Genomic DNA, 15,942 nt, shown 5'->3' on the forward strand with positions numbered 1-15,942 from the left:
GTCAGGATAAAGCGTGATCACGTTACTGAACTCACACTCTATATTCAGAACGAGACTTATGTCAACTCGGAGGGTCAGCAGAGCCAGTAGCTCTACTCAGCGGCGTCAATGGACAGATACCGCGTCCCCCTCCCGCTTCCCTTCTTCCGGATACACCCGTACCGTACGAGGACGTTCAGATACCGGCGGCGGTCGCGACCGTGCGCGTCCGGGTACTCCACCTCGAAGAGGTCGGCTCCCCAGCCCGTATCTCGCCTGCGTCGTCGATCATGTGCTTCAACAGTCGATGCGGCGTGTCCAGGCGCTCCACATTGTACCGGCGGATCGACTCCATCGCCGGTTCGCGGACGCCGGCGATCAGCGCCGGCGTGACTCGCTCGTCCCGCGACTTTCCCTCCAAGTACGCCTCTCGGAGGATCGAGATCGCCTCACGAGCGTTGCCGGCGGCGGTGTCCGCGATCGCTCCAGCGTCCCGTCCGTGATCCCGGACAGGTCGCCCGCGTCGACGCGCGCCTGGAGGATGTCGACGAGTTCCGACTGACTGTACCGGCTGAGTTCGATGTGCGGGCCGGTGCGGAGTCGCGACGACGCGCGGCGTCGAGGCGTGCGGCGAACCGCTCGTATTCGTGGACGACGAACAGCGGCGTCACGCCGTCCGCCTCGAACAGCACGTGCGGAAGGTGTTCGTCCTCGATGTGTTCCGCCTCGTCGAGCGTGAGGACGATCGGCGAGTCGGCGTCCTCCATCTGCGCGAGGTACGACGACGCGGCGTCCGCCTTCGGTGACGAGCGGGTTTTGAGTCCGGCGTCGACCAACGCCTCTTCGAGGATCGCGGCGCGCGAGCGCGTCCGGAGGCAGTCGACGTGCGCGGTGTTTACCGCCGTCTCCCGGCGAAGTTCGCGGACGGCGAACCGCGAGACGGCCGTCTTGCCCGCGCCGGTCGGCCCCGAGATACAGATCGGGTACGCTGGGCGGTCCGAGCGCAGCGGGTCCAGGGCGTTCGCGAGCTGCCCAAGCGCGGCGTCGCGGTGGGGCATCCGCTCGGGGACGCGGTCGAGTTCCAGGACCCGCGGGACGGATGTACTCACTCCGCCCGCCATTGGTGCCGCGGGTGAATCCAATCCCAATCCTCGAGGTCGACTTCCGCGAAGTAGTCCTCGCGACCGGCGTACCGGATCTCCTCGGGCGCGTCCCGGGCGAGGTCGTCGACGCCGTCGACGCCGAATCCCGCGGCGACCACATGGTTCCAGAAGTAGTCCCAGAAGAGGGCGACCTCGCACTCGTTCACGAGGCCGAGCAGTTCGTAGCGCCCTTCGTCGGCATCGGTGAGGTGGCGGGTCAGCGTGATCGCTTCGCTCGGGGAGCGGTGTTCGGCGATCGTCCACGCGAGTTCCCCTTTCACGTGAGTAAAGAGGCCGTGTTTCGGGGTTGACTTTGACATCAACTCGTTACCAACACGGTTTGGTATTAGAAGCGAGCCAAGGGCGGAGTGTAAGTAGAGGCACCCGGATGCGGGGGTGTTTCCCTTGTGAAAGTGATGCCTTATCACGAAAATGGTAGTCGGTGGCTGTAAATCACCTAATAAGCGCTTAGCGCAATATCAGTAGCAAGTTCGGTGTATTCTTAACACACATACCTACAAGAGTATGATTATGGAGTCAGGCGTTCTCATGCAATTGGCTTTCGGCCGGAGTCTCGTTTTTGTTTCGTATATATTACTGCCCGGATATATCGCATATAAGATGTTTTTGCGGGCGAGTATTGATAAAGATAGTTTTGCCCAGTACGACCGGATTTTCCTGACATCTATCTTTGGTGCGGTCTCATTGATATCATACGCATTACTTCATAAGCTAAATTTGGGGGCTTGGATGGACTTCATCCTCAGTAACAATGGAATTTGGTGGTCGTGGGAAGTATTCGGGTCTCGGCGAATTCTACTATCTGAATTGGGATCAAATTCTATAATTGACTTCGGATTCGGTCTATCAGGACAGGTAATTATTATCTCAATGGTAGGTTATGCAGTCGGAACCCTCTACGCCAGACATGATTTGAGAAGTCACAGAAGTGAACCCTGGGAGACTCTGCTACAGAATGCAATGGTTGGTAGTGGAGTTGAGGTTGTGATGACTGATGGAACTACTGTTACTGGAAGATTAGTCCGTATTGGAATTAACTCATCTGAAAATGATCTGCTTATTCGTCCGGAAGAAACTGATTCACCAGACGAGACACAGGGGGGTGTCATCTACATAAATTCCGACAATTTGAGCCAACTCCGACTATTTGAACCAGTAGGTCCTACGGTAGTTGATCTCACTGAGTGAAACACGGGGTCGCGCGCCAATGTCACGGGGATCCTCGATGTATGCACGCCGGCCGTATGCACACCCCTTACGAGCGGGGGTCCTCGTGCATACATCCGGACGGTCGCTCGCGTCGAGTCCGCAGCTCCGAGCGGCCGCGCGGGTGGGGGGTATATAATGCGCGACCCGTCCAGTAACTCCAGATCGACGCGATCCGGACTCCGCTCATACATACGGTTATAAACGGGGGGAGGTCAGCCGCCGAATATGGGCACCGACCGAACGACCCTACGTCTCTCGGACGAACGGAAACGACTGCTGGACCAAGCCGCCGGGATCGTCGCGGACGGCGACGACGACCCGCCGCGGTCCGACGTGATCGACGCGGCGTTGACCCACCTCGTCCAATCGGCGCGGAACGTTGAGGACGCGAGGCAGGACTACGACCCGCGCACGATCCAAGATATCGCGAACACTGACGTTCTCGGGCTGTACTACCGGACGAGTATCGAAAGTCGGTGGCGCTAGACAAATTGATTTCAGACGGAATAGTGGCAGGTCTGAATCCGTCAATCCAGGATGGGACTGTGAGGCGTGGTGTGCTGGATACCGTGGTTTTCGAGAACTCGCGCTCCTCACACCGAACCGAAGTAGTTGGATGCAGCGTAAATTATCACGCGGCAATTTAACATAAGGAACTGGCAAGGCTTAGATCATGGACGAGCGGTTCCACGACGCATATCAACAAATTTGGAAACGGCCCGGAACCGACGAAGTACGTGTAAAAATGGGCCGGGGATCCGTGTTCAAGAGGAATCTACACGGAGCCATTCGAGATCTTGGACTTGAAAGAGACTATCACCGAATCACAAATAGTGGTCTATTTAACAAATTCGCCGATGGCCTCATTGAAATAGCCGAAACCCACGGAACAAACCTCACTGAAGACGAGTTCAATGCTCACTTTCAAACTAAGAAGGAAGAAATTTTCTCGGATTGGTTAGGAGCACCACCAGCCACGTACACGGTGGTTTTCCCAATTATGATTCGGAGCAAACACTTCCCGGATGAAGTCAAACTCTACGAGTCAAAAGCAGAGCAGATCGACGAAGCCCGATGGGAACATTATCTCACAGCGGCCGAGAATGACGATGATTCTGATTTTGGTTCTTTCCTTGATGCACTACCTAATGACTACTCTGACCACCCGCTGAAACGGCGTGAATGGACTTTCTTGATGGTCGAAATTAATGCTCGGGATCAGTCCTACGCGTTACGCAGGGTTTCGGAGCTTGTCGAAACGCGCTTCGCCGAGATGAATTTCTTTGAAGAATTGTGGACCGCAGGTATGCCACGACCGGGAAATTCGACCCGTCCTCCCTACGAGAAGTGGACTAGACATCAAGAACCACCATTCTACCTCATATTTCAGGAAGGGAATTTCGTTTCGCATCGGCCAATGGATTTCGATTATCGACGGACAGTGGGTCGGTTCCACTTCAACCATACAGATAATGTTGATACAATAAGTGATATCCCGACATTCGATTACGATGCTGACAAAGGAACTTATGAAGGATATCTCATCAGTGCTCTACTTGCGTACCAAGATGGGATAACCGAACGGTCTGTCCGGCAATCGTTCTTCAGTTTTTGGAGAGGTATTGAGATCCTCACAAACACCAGTAACTATTCGAATGCTGGCGATTTTGACAAAATGGTTGACCGTGCTGAGTTCGCGTTATCGTATCATCATGACGGTGACGACTCGCTTCGTCCCGAATTGAAGCGTGCAATCGATGAGATAGAAGAGAAACGCCACGAGCTGGTTCATGAAGGGCTGAAGACCGAGATACATCAGGGGCACCGCAATGGGGCAAAATTACTACTAGACGGGTTGTTACTCCTATACATCGACAAATTCGGCCAATGGGATCTTGAGGATATGTCCTCTTTCCTAAATTACGGAGTCGAATATCAAGAAAAGGTTCATTTCTTCACAACCTTGCTGAAGGATCTATCGTAGGGGAACCACAATTAATAACTATGTGATGAGGGACTCGCGTCAATATTCCTCTCCCTTAGCGAAACATATTACCAACTGGATTACAAGCGGATCCACTCGCGATTAATCTGCTCGTGAGACTCGACCTGAAGTAGCATCGTTCTCCAAGAGGATCTGCCCGGCGACCCGCCGGATCGGCGCGCACTCGTGCAGCTCCGGGACGTATCCGTCCTCGGGGACGCGCACGAGGTACGTCCGCTCTCCCAGCCGCTCGGTGAACGCCGTCGTGTTCTCGGGAAGGTCGCCCTCGTCGTCGAGGATCCCGTCCCGCTCCAGAAAGTCCGACCGCTCCAGCACGATCCCGACCGAGTCGGTCCCGATCTTCCGTAGCTGTCTGTGTGGCATATTCGGCGGCTACCCTCGGGGTGTGATAAAACCCCGCCCGAGGGGAGGGCACCCCAAGGGGACCCCCACGGGGAACCCGCTGTTCAAGTCAGGGTATTAGTGAGGGGGAGGGTTCGCCGCCCGTATCGGCCCGCGGTCGGCCGACGGAGAACCTATGACTGCGAAACGCGGGGCTGACGCCCCCACGACGGACGGTGAATCGGACGGAACGACTCTCGCGGACCGGCGCACGTTCATCAAGGGCGTAGGCGCGACAGCCGCGACGCTCGCGACGGCCGGAGCTGCGAGCGCCCAAGAGACGACAACCGCGGACGGACCGGAGTGGACGACGGGACGCGACGGCCTCGCGTGGTCCTCGGACTACGTCCAAGACCCGTACATCGCGGAGGGGACGCTGACGCGCGCCCGGCACCGCATGGAGTGGGGCGCGGACGACGACGCCCTCACCGCCTACGAGGACGACAGCGGCGAGAAGGCCATGCTCCCGGGCTACGTCCCGCGCGAGGACACGGAGAACGTCGTGACGCTACGGGCGGACAAGTTCGACTTTCAGGGAGGGCGCGAGTTCCCGCGTGGAGAGAAGTACGACGCGGACAGCGACGGGGACGCTGACGAGGACGTGTCCGCCCTCGACCAGACGCATTGGTCCACGACCGACGCGACGAACGGGACCGTCTCCGTGTCGAACGCGGACCTCGACGTGGAGAAGGCGCTGACGGTGTCCTCGTCGTCCGTGGCGGGCGGCGAGACGGTGACGGCGGCGTTCTCGGACTTCGCCCTCTCGGACGCGGCGGAGAAGCGGTACCTGCAATTCGTCGTGAACGTCGAGGCGCTGACCTCGGGGGCGACGGTGGAGGTGGCGGTCCTCGACGACGACGGAGACGAGAAGGTCGTATCCGCGTCCCCGGGCGCGGACACGTCCACGGCGTCCGTGTTCGCGGCCGCGACCGGATCCGGAATCGTCCTCCAGCAACGCCTCGCGGACCTCACGACGAACGCGAACGGGGACGGGACGTTCGACTCCCTCGACAGCGTCGAGGTCCGCATCAAGGACGCGGACGCGACGGTGACGTTCACCGCGCTGGACGTGGAGCGCAAGTCCCGGTGGACGTTCGGGTCGTACCTCGCGAACGAGGACACCGACTCGGAGGAACGAACCAAGCGGTACGAACCGGGTCCGGGGGACTTCACCGTCACCGGGCTGGACACGCTGGGGGACGTCCTCGGGGCGGACTCGGCTGTGATCCACGACGTCACCCAGCCGTTCCGGTACACGCTGGCGGACTCGACGCTGGACTACATGTTCCGGTTCGTGGAGGCGACGGACTACCCGGGGTATGACTACGTGTTCGAGCAACGCGGGAAGGTCATGGTCCCGACAGCTATCGACCTCACCCACTCGGGCCTCACGTTCATGGACGAGGTCGCGGTCCCGCCGGGTCGCTACAAGTCGGTGTGGACGCTCGCGGGCGTCGAGGACACCGAGTTCGCGGACATGGACGAGGACTCGAAGGTGTACCACGGCGGGGCCTACGACTCGGAGGGGAAGGACGCGGAACTCCGCAGCTCCGTGACGGCGGACACGGTGTTCGCTTACGGGGCGGACCTTCTCGTCACCGAGGCGAACATGGACACGGCGACGTCCGAGGGCGGAATGGGCGGCGGCGGGGCCGCTCCGTCCGAGAAGAAGGACGGGGGCATGTGGATCTTCGGCGGCGTGTTCGCCGGGATCGCGGCGTTCGTCGCGGCGCTCCGGAGTGGGTGGGCGTAATGTCCGCCGCGGATCGGTTCCGGGCGACGCTCGCGGTGGTGTGGCTTCTCGCCACGACGTCGCGGGCGTGGCTCGCGGCGCGTCTCTCCCTCCCCCGCATCCGGGGGGTGTTCGTCGCAAGCGGGCGCGACCGGGCACAAGCGAACCCGAGAAAGACGGCGGCGGCGGCGGCTGGGATCGTCTCCAGCGTCGGCCTCGTCGGCCTCGTGGAGCAGTATGGGGTCGGGGGCATCGGCTACGCGATCATCCTCGAAACTATCAGCGCGATCCAATCGTTCGGCGGGACTATCACGGCCCCGTTCCGGGCGTTCGGGTCGGGACTCGCGGACCTCGTGGCGGCCGCGTTCCCGGTGCGGATCGTGAACGAGGCGGCGGACTTCACGGCCTTTTCCATCACGCGGGGTGAGTGGTCCATCTTCGGGCCGTTCACCTTCGCGGTGGGCGTGGCGGCGACGCTCGCGGGGCTGTGGGTGTTCCTCGAAATCATCCGCCGGATCGACCTGTCCCTGTTCGGGGCGCTACTGGACCGGAGGTAGCGAATGGGCGCGAGCATTGGGGGCGTCGAGGTCGTGAAGGGGACCCGCGTGAAGTGGGGACTCCTCGGTTCGATCCTCGTGGGTGGGCCGCTCTACGCCTACTTTGAGGGTGTGATCGGCCTCGTGCAACTCGTCGGCGGCGGGATCGGCGCGGGACTCGACGGTGTCGAGTGGTTCGTGTCGGAACTCGTCGGTGGCGTGTTCTCCGGTGTGACGGGGAGTATCGGTTCGGCGTGGGCGGGGTTCCTCGTGGACGTCCGGTTCGCTGGACCGGGGGCGTTCGCGGTGACGGTCGGCGCTACAATGCTCACGCTGTTCCTGTTCGTTTGGGGGGTGAGTCGGGTCCGTGGCTAAGAGAGACACGGGCGGCGGTGGCGGTAGCGGTGTCCTCTCGCGGCCGGGGTCCTCGTCCGATGGGTCGTCCAGCGGCGGATCCGGCGGCGGGGGAACCGTCCCGTCGTGGGTGTTCAACCCGCGAGCGAAAATCCTCTCGGTGGTCCTGTCGTTCCTCGTGGGCGGGTTCGCGGCGGTGAACCGGACGCTGACGGGGACGGTGGCGACCGTCACCGGAGAGGTCCGAGGCGCGTTCCGGGACGCCGGCCTCGCGGTGGAGCGGGCGTTCGCGTCGGGGGGCCTCGCGGTCCTCGACGCGCAAGCGACGGTGAACCGAGCGATAGCTGGGGCGGCTGGGGACGCCGGCCTCGCGGCGCCGCTCGTGATAGCGATCCTGTTCGCTGTCGCGGCGGCGGCGACGTTCGCGGCGCTCCGGGCGCTCTTGAACGGGGTGAAGTGGGTCACATGAAGCGAGAACTCGGGGCGTTCGTCGGCGGGCTGGGGACGGTAGTCGCGACGCTGTGGCACTTCGGGATCGCGAACATCGCGGAACTCCAGTCGGTTCTCATCCCGCTGGCGTTCACGGTCGCGCCACGAGTCCCGTATCTCGACGCGGCGACGCTCCAGAAGGCGGCGGTATCGGTGACGGTCGTGTTCATCGTGTTCACGGCCGGGAAGATAGCGGCGGACGCGGCTCGGAGGTTCAACTAATCATGCACGACGGCACGGACAGCGGACGGAGTATCGACCGAAGCGACGACGCGGTCCGGGAGGTGTTCGGGCTGTGATCGTGTTGCGCCCGGATCCTCGGATGGCTGGGGACGCTCGGGATCCTCGGGACGGTCGCGCTCGTGGCGGTCCTCGGAATCGGGACGTTCGCGTTCTTCCGGTGGCGGGAGGGCGACAGCCGGTCCGCGCGGCGCCGGACGGAACGGACGCCGAGGTGGGCGGCGGGCGGCCTCGTGTCGGCCGGCCTCGGTGTCCTCGCGGCGTTCATGGGCTTCTTCGACGTGTTCGCGGACGGCCTCGGACAAGCGGTCGGCCTCGTCGGAACTCCGGCGGGTGGGACGCTCGCGTCGCTGGGGGTCGGAGCGGTGACGTCCTACGCCCTCGGAGCGGCGGCTGACCTCCCGGTGACGTCGGCGCTCGTGGCGGGGACGCTCGTGTTCCTCGTGGCGCTGGGGGTGTCGAGGTCGTGAACCACGCGAGGGCCGCGAGGACCGCCGCCGCCGCGGTTCTCGTCCTTTCGACGGTCGTGGTCGGGTTCGGTGGCGGCGTCGCGTCGGCCGCGACGGACGCCCGTGGTCCGGGTGTCACCGCCCAAGTGAACGAGACGGCGACGAACACGACGGAGGGCTACACGGTCCGGGGCCTCTCGCGGACGCTCCGGTTCGACGCTCCGGCGTCGGTCCGTCCGTGGGGCGACATGGGTCAGATATGGCTCCGACACGTCCCGGTCGGGCTACTCACACCGAACGACCCGGCGAACGCTTCGCGCTACGTGCGGCCGTATACGACGGTCCAGCGGAAGGCTGTGTACCTCGGGAGTTACCGGGGCTGGACGGCTGACCCGCTGGACCTCACGGTCCGGATCGTGACGTGGAATAAGGGGACACGCGTCGAGAACTCGTCCTCGGGTCGGCGTGTCGTCGAGGTCCCGCGGAACGTCACCGTCAGCGACGCCTCGGTGACGCTCCCGGGTGGCGGCTACGACCGCGCGAAGGTCGAACTCCCGCGGTTCTACGACACGTCCAAGCGGGTGACGATGTGGGTGGTCGGACACCGTGAGACGACACAATGGACGTTCCGTCTCAAGACCTCGAAGGCCACCCAATCGGTGCCTATCGGGTCCCTCGGCGGCGTTATCAAGTGGTCGCTGTTCAATATCTTCATCTACGTCCTCGGGGTGGCGGGCGGCCTCGTCGTCCTCGACGCGAAGGTCATGCGGAAGGTCGGGAAGGGTCCCCAATGGGGGCGCTGGAGTACGGGTTCCTCGGGTTCGCGTCGCTGTTCCTCGGGGGGTTCGTGTTCTACGCGGGTATCATGGACACGCTCGCGCGCCGTCCGCAGCTCCTCGGTGTCCTCGGGGGCGTGTTCATCGGCGGACTCGTCCTCTACGCCATGTCGGGGACCGGCGAGCGGTCGCTGTTCCTCCAGCCGCGCGCGGAGACGGGTGAGGTGCTACCCGACGGGTCGGGGACGTGGTGGTGGGCGAATCGCGTGCATACTGTCGTCGAGCGGGAGAAGGACGGGAAGAAGGTGATCCCGCGGTCGGGCTGGCTCCCGTTCCTCGCGCGGGCATGGCCGTTCGTGGACGCGACGCCGGTCATGGAGTTCTCCGCGTCGGAGCAACGGAAACTGGAGGCTCCACCGGAGGACTTCACCCTCCCGGACGAGGACGAGTCCTCGGTATGGGACCGGATCCGGACGCGGATCGAAGGGCGTCCGGGAGAGGGTGACGAGTTCGATACGATCTACCTCGTGGACCCGCTCGCGGACGACGTCGTCCAGTACGACGAGGAAACGTTTGAGTGGGCGTTCCCGTCGCTCGTGTCGTTCCCGGAGGACGAGGATTCGGGAACGTGGGTCCGCGGCGTCCCGCTCCCGTCTATCGCGTTCGGGAAGATAGTGGGCGGGACGACGGTCGTGGTCCTCGCGGGCGCTGTCGTGACGCTGTCCCTCGCGTCGGTCGGCTGGGGGATCGTCGCTGGGGGCGTGGCGCTTCTCGCCCTCGTGACGCGGCCCGTCGAGGGGTCCGCTCGCGTCGAACTCGCGCCCGCGGCGTTCGACAGCGTCCTCGGAAACGTGGTCCGGACGCTGGAGGGCTATTCCGAGAGGGCGGACGCGGACCACTTCCGCGAGAAGTACCACGAGTCGGACGCGCTCCGTCGCGTCGAGAGGGTCCGCGAGCGGGAGCGGGACACCGAGACGGTGTTCGGGACGCTCGCGGAACGTCTCGCGCCGGAGGAACCGAACCCGGATGCGGGTGGGCCGCGTCCACGCGCCGACGAGGCGGTCCCGCCGCGAGGTGAAGCGGATGATTAAGTCCGGGTTCGACGCCGAGGACGCCCCCTCGGAGACGGACGACGTCGGGGCGTCGTCAGATACGACGACGGACACCGGGGCCGCACGACCGGCGGAGTTCGACCGCGAGGCGGTGGATCGTCTCCAGCGGTCGCTTCCGGAGACGACGAACCTCCGGCCGGCTATCCAGAAACTCACGTCGGACCATGTGGACCTACTCGGGTCGTTCGTGGACGGGTTCGACAGTCGGCGGGAGTTCATCCGCTGGGGACAGCGGGCCGTGATCCTCACGCTGGGGGAACTCTCCGGCGAGTGGGTCGCGGACCGCGCGTTCGCGGGGCTGGACCTCTCGGTCCTCGTTACGTCGCCCGCCCGCGAGCGGTGGGTGGACGACGTCGAGGAACTACAACCACCGGACCGGGCGGCTGACATGCGCCGGGGTGTGGTGGCGACGGACCTCACGCCGGCATGTTCGGCGGCGGTCCGGCGGCTTCGGTGGTCGGCGGTGGAGTACGTGTCCGACGAGGACGACACGCTCCAGCCGGATCCGGACGTCCAGCAACACCCGGGGATGCGGCCGTCGCTGACGGAGGTCCACGAGCGTCAGCGGTGGGCGCTGGACCGGGCGCTGGAGGGGTTCGACTCCTCGACGCGCTGTCCGTGTGGGGACAGCGCCTCACCGAAGCGTCCTACGCGGAGGTCCCGGACGACCTTCTCACGCGGGTGACGGTGGACGAGGCGGAGACGTCGAGGCGCTACCTCGTCGTGTCGCCTCACGACGCGGACCACGGGCCGTTCTTCCGGGAGTCGTTCGCGGCGGAGTTCCTACTGCCCGCGTTCGCTCGCGCGGCCCGGAAGGTGGCAAAGCGGGCTGGAGAACTCGCGGAACAGGAGACGACGGAGACGACGGACAAGCGGATGTGAAAACATGACTTGGAAAAACATCTCGACGCTGACGGACCTCGAACCCCGGACGGATACGGGGACGTGGCTGGGGACGCGCGTCACACCGACGCGGACAGTATCCGGCGGCATTTCAGCATGCCCGCCTACGACGAATCGGTCTTTGACTACCCGCGGGTCGTTCCGGGCTGTCTCAAGCACGCGAGAGACAACAGCGCCCACTCCGCGGCTGGAGGGACGGACTTCATGGCTATCGGGCCGCCGGGGGCCGGCAAGTCCACGCACGCGCTGGAGTGGTCCACGCGGCTACTGGAGGTGAACAATCGCCCCGGCATGTCCGAGGCGGTCGTGTGGCGGGGGTCCACGTCGCGGTCCGAGTGGGTCCCGCTCGCGCCGTGGGCGACGGTGTGCCTCCCGGCGTCGTGCGACGTCGAGGCGCGGCTGGAGTCCACGAACTCCGCGGGTTCTCGGTCGGTCGCGCTGGAGGACGTCGTCCGGGAGGTCCGGTACTACGAGGATCCGCGGGATCTCTTTGAGAATCACGTCCAGCCGGGCAAGTTCCACGTCGTCTATCCGGACCCGCAAATGCGGGGCTGTCAAGAGGTCTACGAGGATTGCCCGTATGAGTACGAACTGGAGTTCTCGGACGGGGACCCGGTACAGCATTGGTGGACGGCGGCGGTCCTCGCGCGGGTCCACAGCGGCCCGTACCACTTCTTCGTCTCGTTCATCATTGACGAGATAGGGGACGTCATCCCGCAAGAGGCGTCTAAGGACGCCTACTCGTCGTATGAGAAGATCCTACTGTTCCGAGACACCTACGCGGACGCTCGCAAGTTCGGGGTGTCGGTGTTCGGGTACGGTCACTCGGACGTAGACTTTCACGAGAAGGTGAAGCGCAAGGTCCGCTGGAGGATCACGATGAACGGGACGGCGAACCCGACGCGGGCGTCCCAAGTGGTCGGCGTCGGGAACGTCCCGATGAACACGGACCTCACCTCTCACCTCAAGACCGGCAAGTGCGTGATGTGGACGGAGCAACGGTTCTGCTACCCGCTCGCGTGGGGAGATATTCCGAAACCGACGGACGAGGAACTGCGTGTCCGCCTCGTCCCGCGCGTTCCGAAGGACCCGGCTGACGCGGACGCGGCTTCGCGCGAGGACGAACGCGACGCCCGCGCCCAGCGACGACGCGGGGGCGGGTGACGGACCCGCGCAAGCGTCGCTGGACGACGCCGAGGCGGCGACGGACGGGGGGTCGGTGGTCGCTGATCGCGCTGATCGATCCTCGTCGACGTCGGAGGGTGCTACTCTCGACGCGACCGGAGGGGGTGGTTCCTCGTGAGACGGCCGGATCCGCGCGGACGTCTCGGTTCGCTGATGCGATACGCGCGCGCGTGTGTCGAGTCGTATGGGCGCAACCCCCCGGGGGGTGAGGATCGGGCCTCTCGCGCGGCCGCTGTCGCGCTGTCCGCGCTCGTGATCGTGGGCATGTTCGCGCCCGTGTTCGCGGCCGGTACTGCGGGCGCGTCCTCGTCCGGGTTCGTGGGCGTTCCGGACGCGAACGTCCACGAGGACTTGCCCGCGGGCGCTGACGTGGGCGTGTCCGTGTCGGAGCTGCGTGGTTCGACCATGTCGTCCCGCCACGCCTCGACGCTGGAGGTGACGCTGACGACGCCGTCGAGGGCGTCGGACTACCTCGACAACTCCAGCGCGGTCCTCGGGGGCGACAGCGACGGCCTCGCGCTGGTTATCTCGGACGCGACGAACCACGAGGGGCGCGAGGTCGCGCTTCCGCTGACGGCGGTGAAAGGCGCGCTGGGGTACGTTCCGGACCTCGTCCACGGCGTCCACGACGACGGATCCAAGTGGACGCGGCCGGTCCGCGAAGAATCGGGCCTCTTGGTGTTCGAGGTCCCGCATTTCTCGGATAACGCGGTGACGTTCGAGTCCAGCGTCTCGGTGGCGGCGTCCCCGGCGACGAACGGGACGTCTCTCTCGTGGGGCCTTTCGGACCTCGACGCGGCGTCCGACGTCTCGGTAAACTTGACGGGCGTGAGTAACACCGAGTGGGATAATCAAACGTTCCTGAGTATGGGCGACGGTGATAGCAGGTCGGTTTCTGTCGCGGGGAGCGCTCCGCCGACTGGACCGAACGGCTCGCCGTCGATCACAGTCACAGCGTCAGAACTTGAGGCCGCGACGACCGCGGAGAGTAAGTCCGGCTTCTTCATGGTCGCAGGTTGGGACGATAATCAGGACACGTATGTAAATTCTGAAATGAAGTTTACAAACGCCCCGGATACGGCGTCAAGCATCACCGTCGATATCGAATATACGTACGCAAATGTGGACTCGAATGATGGAGTCTATTTCGACGTATATCTCGTGAAAGAGGCACCTGATGGCGTGTACGCGGAGGGAACACGAGTCGCGGATAATGCCAAGTGGATGCCGGAGGACGGGGCCGGGAATCTCACGATTCCGTTCGACAGTCCGCAGAACCTCGACGCGGGTGCGAACTACACGATAGAGTTTGTAACCACGACCACGACGCAATCGGGGCCGAATAATCAGCAGGCGTTCGCTCTCCACATCGACAACAACAAGCCTCAGACTGACTGGTCTACCAAGACAACCGACGGGGTAAGCCATGGATACCCGACTCACGTGTATTGGGGCGCGAAAGCGGCGAGCAACGTCGCTGTTTCCGCCGACGACGGGACCGAGGTGACACTCGGTGATTTCTCACAGGGAGAATCCAAGTCGACAAACTTCCCAATCGGGCGGGACGCGACTCAAATCACCACAACCACCGGCTCGGGTTCCGTGGCGGTCGAATTGGCTGTTCAGGAAAAGACGGAGACGGTCGATCCCGGCGTGGAATTGGGCAACTGTTCGGAGTCGTACCCGGGAACCCTCGCGGCTGGAGAGACGGCGACGCTGACGCTGAACTCGTCGTGTCTCTCGGAGACGAACGAACTGAATGTCACCGTCGGGGGCGACCTCTCGGCGGACGCTCCGGCCCCGCAAGTCGGCGTGGTCGCGGAACACACCGCGGCGTCGAATCAGACGGTGGACTACGCGGGCGACGCATGGTCCGAGCGGTACAACGTCAGCAAGACGTGGGCGGACTCGCGGGCGGACGCGCGGCTTGTGATCCCGTTCGCGTCGAACGTCGTGTCCATCCGGGACGCCGAGTTCCGGACGAACTCGTCCTCGTGGACGGGGACGCGAACTACGAACTCGACGGGACGACGCTGACGGTGAACCTCGGGTCCGTGGACGCTGGAGAGACGACACACGTCCGGGTGAACGGGTCGCGGGTTCGCGTCGAGAACGGGTCCATCACGGTGACGTCTCCGACGCTCGCGGGGAACTCGCTGGACACGGAGTTCCGGATGGACTCGTGGTCCGAGTCGTCGTATATCGCGGTCGGCGGGTCCGCCTCGGGGGAGTTCGTCCATCACCTCATGTCGGAGTCGTGGACGTCTCCGTCCGAGTCCGTCGTCGTCGAGGCGGGCGGCAAGCAACGGATCTACGCGCCGAAGGCTCCGGAGGGCGGGACGGCCCGCGCCCGGACGATCCCCGTCGAGGTCCAGCCGGAGAACGACGTCCGCGTTTCGGTGACGGATCCGACGCAACCGAGTTTCGAGGTCGGGCCGGCTTCGACGTCGGGCGACGCTTACGACGTCGTCTATCACGACACCGTCACCGGAGACACCTACCGCCTCGTCTCGGAGACTCGCGACGGCTACGTGATTGACGAGGCGACAGCGTCGTCTCCGGTGACGTTCACGGACCCGGAGGACGACACGGAGCTACTGTCCGTCGTGAAGGCGAACGAAACCGCCGGGTCGGCTGGCGGCGGTGGCGGCGGCGGGGGTGGCGGCGCAGCTCCGGCGGAGGTTCGGCGCGCTGGAGGGCTGACGTCGTCGCCCCTCGTCGTGGGTCCGCTCGGTGTCGCCCTCGTCCTCGGGGCGTTCATCGTCTCGCGGCGGACGCGGATCCCGATATGGGCGACCGCGCCCGCGTCCGGGATCGCGTTCGTCGTGGTCCTCGAAACGCTCGCGCCGGGGACGGTGTCGGGCGTGGTTCGTCGGCTCGGCGTCGAGGTCGCGTCCGGGATCGGCCAAGTGTCCAGCGCCCTCGTCCTCGCGGGCGGGGCTGTGGCGCTGTGGGGCGTCTACCGTCTCGTCAAGCGGTTCACGCGGAAGGACCAAGTCGCGCTGACGCTCCGGCGAGGGTCCTGATATGGTCCCGCTGTTCGTCCCGGGCCTCGACTTGGCGGACCTGGGGATGAAACTCGTCCAGACGGGCGGGATCGGCGCGTTCATCCTGATAGCGGGTCGGATGGTCCGCCGGGCTAAGGGCCTCACCGCCTACGTATGGCTGTTCGGCGGGTTCCTCACGCTCATGGGCGTGTTCATCGCGTCGGGTGTCCTCGACGTGGACGTCCAGCGAATCGTCCAGATAGCGCGCTGGGGTGGAGACGGTGTCCGGATCCTCGGGCGCGTCGTGGGGGCCGCGGTGTGAGTTTCTGCGACTGCGCGGCCCGCGCGTTCTACGCGGCTGTGGGCTTGGGACTACTCGCAGTCCTCGTCCTCCACAACACGTGTTGAACGTCTATACCCGCCTCGGGTACGTTCGGAGTCC

General features: G+C 64.2%; 20 protein-coding genes. 16 read left to right on the top strand and 4 right to left on the bottom strand.

Annotated elements, in window-relative coordinates; translation table 11 throughout:
• Window positions 1-175: 175 nt before the first annotated feature.
• From P0R35_RS14915 to P0R35_RS14925, 3 genes are read right to left on the bottom strand one after another with little or no spacing between them, the layout of a single operon-like run.
• Window positions 176-400: a hypothetical protein gene (locus P0R35_RS14915; protein ID WP_284013199.1), complete on the bottom strand. Its 225-nt coding sequence runs from the start codon at window positions 398-400 to the stop codon at window positions 176-178.
• A gap of 28 nt (window positions 401-428) precedes the next feature.
• The gene (locus P0R35_RS14920) at window positions 429-1,088 is read right to left on the bottom strand and encodes an AAA family ATPase (protein ID WP_284013200.1); all 660 of its coding nucleotides are present in this window, start codon (window positions 1,086-1,088) and stop codon (window positions 429-431) included.
• Window positions 1,085-1,441: a hypothetical protein gene (locus P0R35_RS14925; protein WP_284013201.1), complete on the bottom strand. Its 357-nt coding sequence runs from the start codon at window positions 1,439-1,441 to the stop codon at window positions 1,085-1,087. The genes P0R35_RS14920 and P0R35_RS14925 overlap by 4 nt, the downstream gene beginning before the upstream one ends.
• A gap of 430 nt (window positions 1,442-1,871) precedes the next feature.
• Here P0R35_RS14925 and P0R35_RS14930 point away from each other — a divergent pair, with 430 nt between their 5' ends.
• The 3 genes from P0R35_RS14930 (at window position 1,872) to P0R35_RS14940 (ending at window position 4,335) form a co-directional block, all read left to right on the top strand.
• The gene (locus P0R35_RS14930) at window positions 1,872-2,330 is read left to right on the top strand and encodes a hypothetical protein (protein ID WP_284013202.1); all 459 of its coding nucleotides are present in this window, start codon (window positions 1,872-1,874) and stop codon (window positions 2,328-2,330) included.
• A 246-nt stretch (window positions 2,331-2,576) separates the two neighbouring features.
• Window positions 2,577-2,837: a DUF7386 family protein gene (locus P0R35_RS14935; protein ID WP_284013203.1), complete on the top strand. Its 261-nt coding sequence runs from the start codon at window positions 2,577-2,579 to the stop codon at window positions 2,835-2,837.
• Window positions 2,838-3,024: 187 nt separating this feature from the next.
• Window positions 3,025-4,335 carry a hypothetical protein gene (locus P0R35_RS14940; RefSeq protein WP_284013204.1) on the top strand — a complete coding sequence of 437 codons (1,311 nt, stop codon included), beginning with the start codon at window positions 3,025-3,027 and terminating at the stop codon, window positions 4,333-4,335.
• 102 nt (window positions 4,336-4,437) lie between these two features.
• Here P0R35_RS14940 and P0R35_RS14945 read toward each other — a convergent pair whose 3' ends face one another.
• A complete protein-coding gene (locus P0R35_RS14945) occupies window positions 4,438-4,719 on the bottom strand; it encodes a DUF8053 family protein (protein WP_284013205.1) in 282 nt (93 codons plus the stop codon).
• 154 nt (window positions 4,720-4,873) lie between these two features.
• Between P0R35_RS14945 and P0R35_RS14950 the strand changes: the two genes are divergently transcribed.
• The 13 genes from P0R35_RS14950 to P0R35_RS15010 all read left to right on the top strand — a co-directional run bounded on the left by P0R35_RS14950 (window position 4,874) and on the right by P0R35_RS15010 (window position 15,822).
• On the top strand, window positions 4,874-6,490 hold the full coding sequence (locus tag P0R35_RS14950) for a hypothetical protein (RefSeq protein WP_284013206.1): 1,617 nt from the start codon (window positions 4,874-4,876) through the stop codon (window positions 6,488-6,490).
• Complete coding sequence (locus P0R35_RS14955; RefSeq protein ID WP_284013207.1) at window positions 6,490-7,026, top strand: hypothetical protein; 537 nt, start codon at window positions 6,490-6,492, stop codon at window positions 7,024-7,026. The genes P0R35_RS14950 and P0R35_RS14955 overlap by 1 nt, the downstream gene beginning before the upstream one ends.
• 3 nt (window positions 7,027-7,029) lie before the next feature.
• Window positions 7,030-7,380 (top strand): hypothetical protein, encoded by a 351-nt coding sequence (locus P0R35_RS14960; protein ID WP_284013208.1) that lies wholly within the window; start codon window positions 7,030-7,032, stop codon window positions 7,378-7,380.
• Window positions 7,381-7,519: 139 nt separating this feature from the next.
• Entirely contained in the window at window positions 7,520-7,828 is a 309-nt protein-coding gene (locus P0R35_RS14965; RefSeq protein WP_284013209.1) for a hypothetical protein, read from the top strand.
• Window positions 7,825-8,070: a hypothetical protein gene (locus P0R35_RS14970; protein WP_284013210.1), complete on the top strand. Its 246-nt coding sequence runs from the start codon at window positions 7,825-7,827 to the stop codon at window positions 8,068-8,070. Before P0R35_RS14965 ends, P0R35_RS14970 begins: the two co-directional genes overlap by 4 nt.
• 140 nt (window positions 8,071-8,210) lie before the next feature.
• Window positions 8,211-8,558 (top strand): hypothetical protein, encoded by a 348-nt coding sequence (locus P0R35_RS14975; RefSeq protein WP_284013211.1) that lies wholly within the window; start codon window positions 8,211-8,213, stop codon window positions 8,556-8,558.
• A 769-nt stretch (window positions 8,559-9,327) separates the two neighbouring features.
• A complete protein-coding gene (locus tag P0R35_RS14980; RefSeq protein WP_284013212.1) occupies window positions 9,328-10,404 on the top strand; it encodes a hypothetical protein in 1,077 nt (358 codons plus the stop codon).
• Window positions 10,397-11,110, top strand: coding sequence for a hypothetical protein (locus P0R35_RS14985; protein ID WP_284013213.1), 714 nt, complete (start codon window positions 10,397-10,399; stop codon window positions 11,108-11,110). Before P0R35_RS14980 ends, P0R35_RS14985 begins: the two co-directional genes overlap by 8 nt.
• The gene (locus P0R35_RS14990) at window positions 11,107-11,307 is read left to right on the top strand and encodes a hypothetical protein (RefSeq protein ID WP_284013214.1); all 201 of its coding nucleotides are present in this window, start codon (window positions 11,107-11,109) and stop codon (window positions 11,305-11,307) included. The genes P0R35_RS14985 and P0R35_RS14990 overlap by 4 nt, the downstream gene beginning before the upstream one ends.
• A gap of 63 nt (window positions 11,308-11,370) precedes the next feature.
• A complete protein-coding gene (locus P0R35_RS14995; RefSeq protein WP_284013215.1) occupies window positions 11,371-12,492 on the top strand; it encodes an ATP-binding protein in 1,122 nt (373 codons plus the stop codon).
• Window positions 12,493-12,666: 174 nt separating this feature from the next.
• Entirely contained in the window at window positions 12,667-14,550 is a 1,884-nt protein-coding gene (locus tag P0R35_RS15000) for a hypothetical protein (RefSeq protein WP_284013216.1), read from the top strand.
• Window positions 14,508-15,539, top strand: coding sequence for a hypothetical protein (locus tag P0R35_RS15005; RefSeq protein WP_284013217.1), 1,032 nt, complete (start codon window positions 14,508-14,510; stop codon window positions 15,537-15,539). The genes P0R35_RS15000 and P0R35_RS15005 overlap by 43 nt, the downstream gene beginning before the upstream one ends.
• Window position 15,540: 1 nt before the next feature.
• Entirely contained in the window at window positions 15,541-15,822 is a 282-nt protein-coding gene (locus P0R35_RS15010; protein ID WP_284013218.1) for a hypothetical protein, read from the top strand.
• Window positions 15,823-15,942: the final 120 nt, after the last annotated feature.

This window comes from Halobaculum litoreum (assembly GCF_030127125.1).
GTDB classification, from domain to species: domain Archaea; phylum Halobacteriota; class Halobacteria; order Halobacteriales; family Haloferacaceae; genus Halobaculum; species Halobaculum litoreum.

What these genes read in the sequence shown, in the direction of transcription:
- P0R35_RS14925 (WP_284013201.1), bottom strand. Translation starts at nt 1,441, where the DNA reads ATGTCAAAGTCAACCCCGAAACACGGCCTCTTTACTCACGTGAAAGGG.
- P0R35_RS14930 (WP_284013202.1), top strand. Translation starts at nt 1,872, where the DNA reads ATGGACTTCATCCTCAGTAACAATGGAATTTGGTGGTCGTGGGAAGTA.
- P0R35_RS14935 (WP_284013203.1), top strand. Translation starts at nt 2,577, where the DNA reads ATGGGCACCGACCGAACGACCCTACGTCTCTCGGACGAACGGAAACGA.
- P0R35_RS14940 (WP_284013204.1), top strand. Translation starts at nt 3,025, where the DNA reads ATGGACGAGCGGTTCCACGACGCATATCAACAAATTTGGAAACGGCCC.
- P0R35_RS14945 (WP_284013205.1), bottom strand. Translation starts at nt 4,719, where the DNA reads ATGCCACACAGACAGCTACGGAAGATCGGGACCGACTCGGTCGGGATC.
- P0R35_RS14950 (WP_284013206.1), top strand. Translation starts at nt 4,874, where the DNA reads ATGACTGCGAAACGCGGGGCTGACGCCCCCACGACGGACGGTGAATCG.
- P0R35_RS14955 (WP_284013207.1), top strand. Translation starts at nt 6,490, where the DNA reads ATGTCCGCCGCGGATCGGTTCCGGGCGACGCTCGCGGTGGTGTGGCTT.
- P0R35_RS14960 (WP_284013208.1), top strand. Translation starts at nt 7,030, where the DNA reads ATGGGCGCGAGCATTGGGGGCGTCGAGGTCGTGAAGGGGACCCGCGTG.
- P0R35_RS14970 (WP_284013210.1), top strand. Translation starts at nt 7,825, where the DNA reads ATGAAGCGAGAACTCGGGGCGTTCGTCGGCGGGCTGGGGACGGTAGTC.
- P0R35_RS14980 (WP_284013212.1), top strand. Translation starts at nt 9,328, where the DNA reads ATGGGGGCGCTGGAGTACGGGTTCCTCGGGTTCGCGTCGCTGTTCCTC.
- P0R35_RS14985 (WP_284013213.1), top strand. Translation starts at nt 10,397, where the DNA reads ATGATTAAGTCCGGGTTCGACGCCGAGGACGCCCCCTCGGAGACGGAC.
- P0R35_RS15000 (WP_284013216.1), top strand. Translation starts at nt 12,667, where the DNA reads ATGCGATACGCGCGCGCGTGTGTCGAGTCGTATGGGCGCAACCCCCCG.
- P0R35_RS15010 (WP_284013218.1), top strand. Translation starts at nt 15,541, where the DNA reads ATGGTCCCGCTGTTCGTCCCGGGCCTCGACTTGGCGGACCTGGGGATG.